General features: G+C 62.2%; 7 protein-coding genes. 4 read left to right on the top strand and 3 right to left on the bottom strand.

Features of this window, described 5'->3' with window-relative positions; genetic code table 11:
• Positions 1 to 136: 136 nt before the first annotated feature.
• Entirely contained in the window at positions 137 to 742 is a 606-nt protein-coding gene (locus ABZS43_RS36330) for a pentapeptide repeat-containing protein (protein ID WP_355040551.1), read from the top strand.
• A gap of 63 nt (positions 743 to 805) precedes the next feature.
• Here ABZS43_RS36330 and ABZS43_RS36325 read toward each other — a convergent pair whose 3' ends face one another.
• Both ABZS43_RS36325 and ABZS43_RS36320 read right to left on the bottom strand, forming a co-directional pair.
• Complete coding sequence (locus ABZS43_RS36325; protein ID WP_355040550.1) at positions 806 to 1,420, bottom strand: uracil-DNA glycosylase; 615 nt, start codon at positions 1,418 to 1,420, stop codon at positions 806 to 808.
• 407 nt (positions 1,421 to 1,827) lie between these two features.
• Positions 1,828 to 2,016, bottom strand: a complete 189-nt coding sequence (locus ABZS43_RS36320) for a hypothetical protein (protein ID WP_355040549.1) — start codon at positions 2,014 to 2,016, stop codon at positions 1,828 to 1,830.
• A gap of 452 nt (positions 2,017 to 2,468) precedes the next feature.
• On the opposite strand from ABZS43_RS36320, the gene ABZS43_RS36315 reads away from it, so the two are divergent.
• Entirely contained in the window at positions 2,469 to 3,365 is an 897-nt protein-coding gene (locus tag ABZS43_RS36315) for a sigma-70 family RNA polymerase sigma factor (protein WP_355040548.1), read from the top strand.
• The gene (locus ABZS43_RS36310; protein ID WP_355040547.1) at positions 3,362 to 3,751 is read left to right on the top strand and encodes a hypothetical protein; all 390 of its coding nucleotides are present in this window, start codon (positions 3,362 to 3,364) and stop codon (positions 3,749 to 3,751) included. The genes ABZS43_RS36315 and ABZS43_RS36310 overlap by 4 nt, the downstream gene beginning before the upstream one ends.
• 1,232 nt (positions 3,752 to 4,983) lie before the next feature.
• Here the strand turns inward: ABZS43_RS36310 and ABZS43_RS36305 are convergent.
• Positions 4,984 to 5,148, bottom strand: coding sequence for a tyrosine-type recombinase/integrase (locus ABZS43_RS36305; RefSeq protein WP_355040546.1), 165 nt, complete (start codon positions 5,146 to 5,148; stop codon positions 4,984 to 4,986).
• Between the two features lie 167 nt (positions 5,149 to 5,315).
• On the opposite strand from ABZS43_RS36305, the gene ABZS43_RS36300 reads away from it, so the two are divergent.
• Complete coding sequence (locus ABZS43_RS36300; protein ID WP_355040545.1) at positions 5,316 to 6,626, top strand: IS256 family transposase; 1,311 nt, start codon at positions 5,316 to 5,318, stop codon at positions 6,624 to 6,626.
• Positions 6,627 to 6,790 lie beyond the last annotated feature (164 nt).

The raw sequence follows: 6,790 nt of genomic DNA, 5'->3' as shown, positions 1-6,790 counted from the left end.
TTCGTCCCTAAGCAAGCCGAATTATCGCAGTTCAGAGCACCTTTCGCCATTTCAAAGCCGCTATCAGCTCATCCGGCGTGATTGACCGAGGCTAAGCGACGTCCGTCGATGGCCCGAAGAACAGGGCGCGCGGAAAGTGCTGACCGACTATCTGCAAGGGCTTCCTCCCGATCCGGGCGCAGAACAGACGGCATCGTCGCTGCTGCACGGATACGGGCTCGATTTTACCGGTGCGGATCTGTCCGGGCTGGATCTGCTCGGCGCTGAATTCAGCGGAGCCACGCTGACCCGCATGTTACTTGTCGGCGTCGACCTCTACACGGCATGGCTCGCTGGGGCGCAACTGTCGCAAGCTGATCTCAGCGGTGCCGATCTTCGGAAGGTTCAGGCCCGGGGTTGTCATGCTCGGTCCGCGAAGTTGTGTGGTGCGCAGCTGCAACGCGCCGATTTCAGCGAGTCGGATCTATTCGGCGCTGACCTCAGTGGTGCCCGACTGCGACGCACATCGTTCTACGGGGTGGATCTGCGGCAAGCGGTTCTCCACGAATGTGTCTTCGGGAAAACATGGTTCTCGGGTGCGCGAATGGCGGGCTGTGACGTGAGCGGTTGCAGCGGCTCGGTCACGGGACCTGTCGACATCGGGGTCGATTCGCCGCGCCTACTGGACGGACCCGAACTACTGGATTGGTTCACCTCGAACGGCGCACCCGATGTCGAGGTCGAGGTACACCAGACCGGATAGGTCCGTGCACCACAAACATGCCCACCAGTGGCCGCATTGACTGGACTCCGTGGACCGGTCTCATTACCTGACGGATCGGGCGATTTGGGCAACAGCCGCTTCGAATCGTCTGCGGCCTCCGGGGGAGTTCAACCCGCGGGCTGAGCAGTGCGGAATCTTGCCGGGGAGGACGTAGAAGTCGCGATCGATTCCAGCCCGAGCCCATCCGTCACGGGCAGCAGTGCCCAGCAACAGCACCTGCTCGAGGTCGGGGCACAGATCGACGACTTCCCGTGTCCAGCGCACCGCTCGGGCGCGCTCGGCGGGGGTCGAGCCGCCGTTCTTGACTCCGGCCACCGGGAACGGGACAACGTTCCAGTGCACGACTCGCGACCACTGCACGCCGTGGCGCGCGTACGCTTCGCGGCAATTGCGGGCGGTGCGATCATCGTTATCCAAACTCAACAACCCCGACCCGGTTCCCGCCTCGGCTTTGGTGGACGGGTTGTCGAGCAGGACCAGCACCCGCGCCCCGGTACCGCCTTGGTCCGGATCGACATACGGGACATGCCCCTGCGGCAAGCCGATCGATGCGGCGATCCGATCGGCGAGATCGTTCAGGGGCTTCACGTGAGGGGCGCGAATACGCGCCATTTTCTCGGCCACCACAGCAGGGTCGGCGTTGCGTCCGTTCGGCATACGACAGACGATGACACGGACGCGTCGAGTTCGGTATGCGTTCCGGCATGTGCGGTAGCTCGGTGCCTGTTCGTCGAGGTCTATATTTACTCGATACTTTCAGCCGAATCGGCCCGAAAATGATGCAGCGCAGCCGAACTCGCATGAATATAGCGGAAAGCTATATTCACTGGTAAGAGTAGCTGCACGAAGCTGATCGCAGAGAGCCGAATTGTGGTGCGGCAGAAGCAGAAGTTCTACCATTGAACTATATCGGCTCGCGTTCGAACGCGTCGCTTCGCCCCTGATTCAGTGGCACCGACGGGCTCACCTTGTCCTCGACGAGGCAACAGCGTGCTGTGTCGCTGACCGGATCCGCGCAACCCTCGGCGCCTGGATCGGAAGAGGCTACCGGGACGCGGCTGACTTCAGACCGCTGTTGCGACGGCGGTGAAGGTGCCGAGGTCCTCTGCGGTGTTGCCGTCGCGGACGACCCCGAGCAGTTCGTCGAGTTGCGCGGTGTCTTTGTCGGTGAAGAAGCGTTCGAGGTCGATGCCGTCGGGTTGGCGGACGGTATCCTCATCGACGGTGGTGGCCCTGATTAGGCCATCGCGCATCGCCGAAGTCCGGCACCGGATATGTCAGCTTGGACTCTAAGATTCCAGCGGACAAGTGCCAAGCAACGATATATCGGACTCTATTCTGACGCAGCTTAGTTCCGGTCGGTCGTGTCGGACTGGGCTCTACCCTAAACCGACATCTCGGCTTTCCGGGCCGAGCTGATCCCGTACACGCGTGAGGTGGGCAAACTCTCGCCCACAGCGAGCGGATCCTCGGCTTCGACTGTTATCTGACCCACCAACAGGTCTCACCAAGAAGTGACGGTGTTTCCTCGATGCCCGAACTCTCCGAGATCTTCCGGGCTACGCCTAGCGTATTTTGGCCATTTCGGTTGTCGGAGGGGGGATTCGGCAAGTTACGTCTAGAACGTTGTCGATCGTGCGAGCAGATAGCAGGGTCGCGGGTGGGCGCGGTAGGCCGACTCGAAGTGTGCGTGGAGGAGGAACGAATGGGCACATCGGACTTCGATGCTGTCGCGCCCGGCAGCATGTCCGATCTCGTCCCCGACGGCGCGACGTTCCCGGAGAAAGTTCATGACGGCCTTCTCCGGGATCATGGCGTCGCCGGGGGCACAGACGGTTTCGATGAGCTGGACAGCAACTTCACTGTGCTGGATCAGGTCGGGAATCCGGTCGATCCAGCAGTATGGGCGGCCTGCCTAGATCGGGTACAGGCGGAGTTCGAGCTGTTTGGTCTTCTGGTGGCGCACGACGCTCAGGGCGTGGTGTGGTCGAACGTCATCGAGGAATTGTCGGCCTACGCCACGCAGGTCCTGGACCCTTGGATCGGCAGCGGGAAGATCTATGCCCAGACCGGAGGCAAGCTGTTCGGACTACCTGATTGGTCGGTCGGACGTGAGCGGCTGGCCCGCGATCAGGTCTACCGCGAGGAGGTCATCGACCATGTCGTGGTTCGGGCATTGGGAAAACTGCAGAAAGGGTTGCGCGACGGCACCGGGTGGAATCCCCACCGAGGATTGTCGCTGGCGTCGTATTTCGTCTCCGGTTGCCTCCATGAGTTCGTCTGGGTGTTCAGGAAGGAACATCGGTGGTGGACCAGTCACCACGGTGAACTCGCCGCGCCCGTCGACGAGACCTTCGGCGCGGTCGGGCTGTGGGGTTCGCGGCCCAATGCCGATCCAGCCCAGATCGTGATAGATCGAATCACGCTGATCGAGTACTTGGCTACCTTGTCCCTGGATGACCGGACCCTGCTGTGGGCGACCATAAGCGGCTACTCCCAAATCGAGATCGCGCACTTGATGCAGGTGACATCGAAGGCGGTCGAACGCTGGCTGCACCGGATCCGTAAGAAGGCCCGCCAGTCTGTGAGGAACCTAGGATGAACCGAGACGAAAGCACCGAGATCGGCACAGCTGAGCTGGCTTCCCACGTTCGTTCCCTGATCGAACGCACCGTGCTCGGCGCGGAAGGCCCGCGGCGGCTGCGGGTCCGGGCTTCCCGCGACCAGCTCGAACGCATCCGACGACTGCGCTTGTCTGACGTCGCTACCAGCATGGGGCCCTCTGAATTGTCGGCTCGCCGACTCATCGCCGAAGCGCTGGAGGAGGCCCGGCTGCCCCAGCGCACACCTGATCCTGACCGCATCACCGTCGCGACGTCGGTGACGACCGAAGTCAGCTATCCCGTCCTTGTCGCCTGCGGCCCATTCCGCGACGACCAAGCCACGCTGGCCCGTGTCGTCGATGGCTTACACGGCTCACCCTCCTGAACAACCTGATCCGCGCCCGAACCATGCGTCACGACATCGCGCGGCATACGCGAGAACCCCCGCTGGTGGTGTGTCGTGATCGGCGACGCCCTGAGCATCGCGGTCACGGCGATGGTCTGGAGACCGCTGCGCCCCCGGATAGACACCGATGACACAGCGGCATCAACAAGTGTCGAGACTGCGTGAGCATCAGAGCATCACGATCAATAAAGATGGAATTATTCCAGCGTTACGAAATACCAGCCTGGCCGTTGGAGGATGCTGTGCGTGAAAGCTGCTCCTTACCTGTGCTTTTGAGGTGCTTGACGTCTGAGTCGCAGCGAGGTTAATCTCGACTGCGGACGGCACACTACTGTGTCCGATTCGAGCCTCATCCTCTGCGGATGGGGCTTTTTCTGTTTTCGAGGCCTTCGGCGGACCCCGCCGAGGGCCTTTGTCATTGGGAGGGTTCGTTTGTCTATCGATGTGGGATCTGTGGTCGCTGCAGGAGGATGGGCGGTGTTCTGGGTGCAGTTACCGCTGCTGGTTGTGTCGGTGGCTGTAGTCATAGTGGGAGTCGCCGCTGTGCGGCGCGCACGTCCGGAGGATGTGCCGGCTGTATTCGAAGCGTTCGCGGCGGCATTCGGTCGCGGTATCACTCCGAAGACAGCTCGACGCCGGGTGCGACGAGAAGCCGCCGCGCGACAACCGCACATCGACGCCGAGGAGGTTCGGTGACTCGTCACAGTGGGGGTGGCGGTTTGGCAGCCCATGTGGCCGACCGTCTCGATCGGGAGGAGGCCGAGGCGTTCATTGAGGCACTCATCGATGAACCCCGACTTCAGAACGCTTTGATCGACATCGTCGAACTGATGGATCAACCCTGGTTGCGCATGGCTTCCGAAGCACGGCATCTGACCTTTACGCTCGAAAAGATCCGCGAGGTTCTGCGCCGTTCCGAGCTTCGGGACCTGCTGGCCTCGGACACTGATGCGCGTTCTCCTGATGTCGCGAAGTGTCGGATGTGCGGGCTTTCGCTCACACCTCGCAAGCCAGGTGCTCGGGGTCGTCCCCGGGTATTCTGCGGAGCCCCGTGTAGGCAGACCGCCTACCGTCGTCGCAACGGTCAACACGCCCGAAAATACTGGGGCCTGGACTACCTCGTCCACGACTTCGTCATACTCGCCGAGAAAATGGGGGAGAACCTTTCCAGGTTCGGTACTGACGACGAGAGCTACTCAGGATCAGGGGCTCTACCTGCGTCGTCGCCGGGCGGTCTGGATCTCGGTGTCGGCGACCTTGTCGACGAGCAGGATGTAGATCTGAGTGGCGTTGGTGGAGGCGTGCCCAAGGCGTTTGCGCACGACCTCGATGGAGACGCCGGCGTTGATGAGCTCCGTGGCGTGGGAATGGCGCAACTGATAGATGTCAATTTCGACGCCTTCCTACGCGCAATACCCGACCCACTCATGAGAGAAATGATCAGGACCTGTGGATTACGGGAAGGACGCACCTTCCCGGATGATCTGTCAGTCCGAAGTCTTGATCATGCCGGCGCGCCAACGCCGGTCGGGAAGGTACGTCCGTGTTTACGGTAGTTCAGAACGTCGACGCCGATGGTGGCCAGGCCGGTTCGGGTCGGTCTTTGCTCGATGAGATCGTCCGCGACGGTGCTCGGCAGATGCTGGCCGCCGCGTTGAAGGCCGAGGTCGCGGCCTATATCGCCCAGTTCGCCGACCAGGTCGACGAGAACGGCCGGCGGCTGGTGGTCGGCAACGGTTACCACGCCGAACGGGAGGTTCTGACCGCGGCGGGCGCGGTGACGGTGCGTGCGCCACGTGTGAACGACAAGCGGGTCGATCCGGAAACCGGTGAACGGCAACGGTTTTCCTCGGCGATCCTGCCCGCGTGGGCGCGCAAGTCGCCGCAAGTCACCGAGGTGTTGCCATTGCTGTATCTGCACGGATTGTCCACGGGCGATTTCGGGCCCGCCCTGGAGCAGTTCCTCGGTTCTGGCGCCGGCCTGTCTGCGGCGTCGATCACCCGGCTGACCGGGCAGTGGCAGGACGAGGCCACTGCGTTCGCGGCCCGGGACCTGTCGGGCACCGATCATGTGTATTCGTGGGTCGACGGCATCCACGTGAAAGTGCGGCTGGATCAGGAGAAACTGTGCCTGCTGGTGATGATCGGCGTGCGTGGCGACGGCCGCAAGGAGTTGGTCGCGCTCACCGATGGCTACCGCGAATCGACCGAATCGTGGGCGGATCTGCTGCGTGATCGCCGCCGCCGCGGCATGACAGCTCCCGTCTTGGCGGTCGGCGATGGTGCGCTCGGGTTCTGGAAGGCGCTGCGGGATGTGTTCCCGCAGACCCGGGAGCAACGGTGCTCGTTTCACAAGCAGGCCAATGTGCTTGCGGCACTACCGAAATCGGCACATCCGGGCGCTGTCGCGGCGATGAAGGACATCTACAACGCCGAGGACATCGACAAGGCCCAGCTCGCAGTGAAGGCGTTCGAGATCGACTACGGGAAGAGGTATCCGAAAGCGGTCGCCAAGATCGTCGACGACCTCGACGTGCTGCTCGAGTTCTTCAAGTATCCGGCCGAGCATTGGATTCACCTGCGAACAACCAATCCGATCGAATCTACTTTCGCCACAGTGCGATCGAGGACGAAGATCACCGAAGGGCCCGGCTCCCGCGCGGCGGGGATCGCGATGGCCTACAAGCTGATCGAGGCCGCCCAGGCCCGCTGGCGCAAGGTCAACGCACCCGAGCTGGTCGCACTGGTCCGCGCCGGGGCACTGTTCCACAAGGGCAAGCTCATTGAACGCCCCCGCGACATCACCCCGCCGTCACCCGGCGCGGCCGAAACCAACCAAACGGAGGTCGCCTGAAACCTGCCGATCCACAGGATTTGACAATATCTCGAGGCCGTTGAGGTGATAGTTCCTTCGGGCGAGCCTTTAGCCTCGATCCACCGACGTAATCTGTGGGTGAAGGCGTGTTGGAATGGAGAAAGTGCCTTCTGAGCTGGGATGATTGATGTTCTTCAGGCAAC

Origin of the sequence: Nocardia sp. NPDC005366, assembly GCF_040606855.1 — a bacterium.
Lineage (GTDB): Bacteria > Actinomycetota > Actinomycetes > Mycobacteriales > Mycobacteriaceae > Nocardia.
The sequence above is the reverse complement of the archived record's forward strand: the minus strand, read 5'-3'. Positions and strand labels throughout refer to the sequence as shown.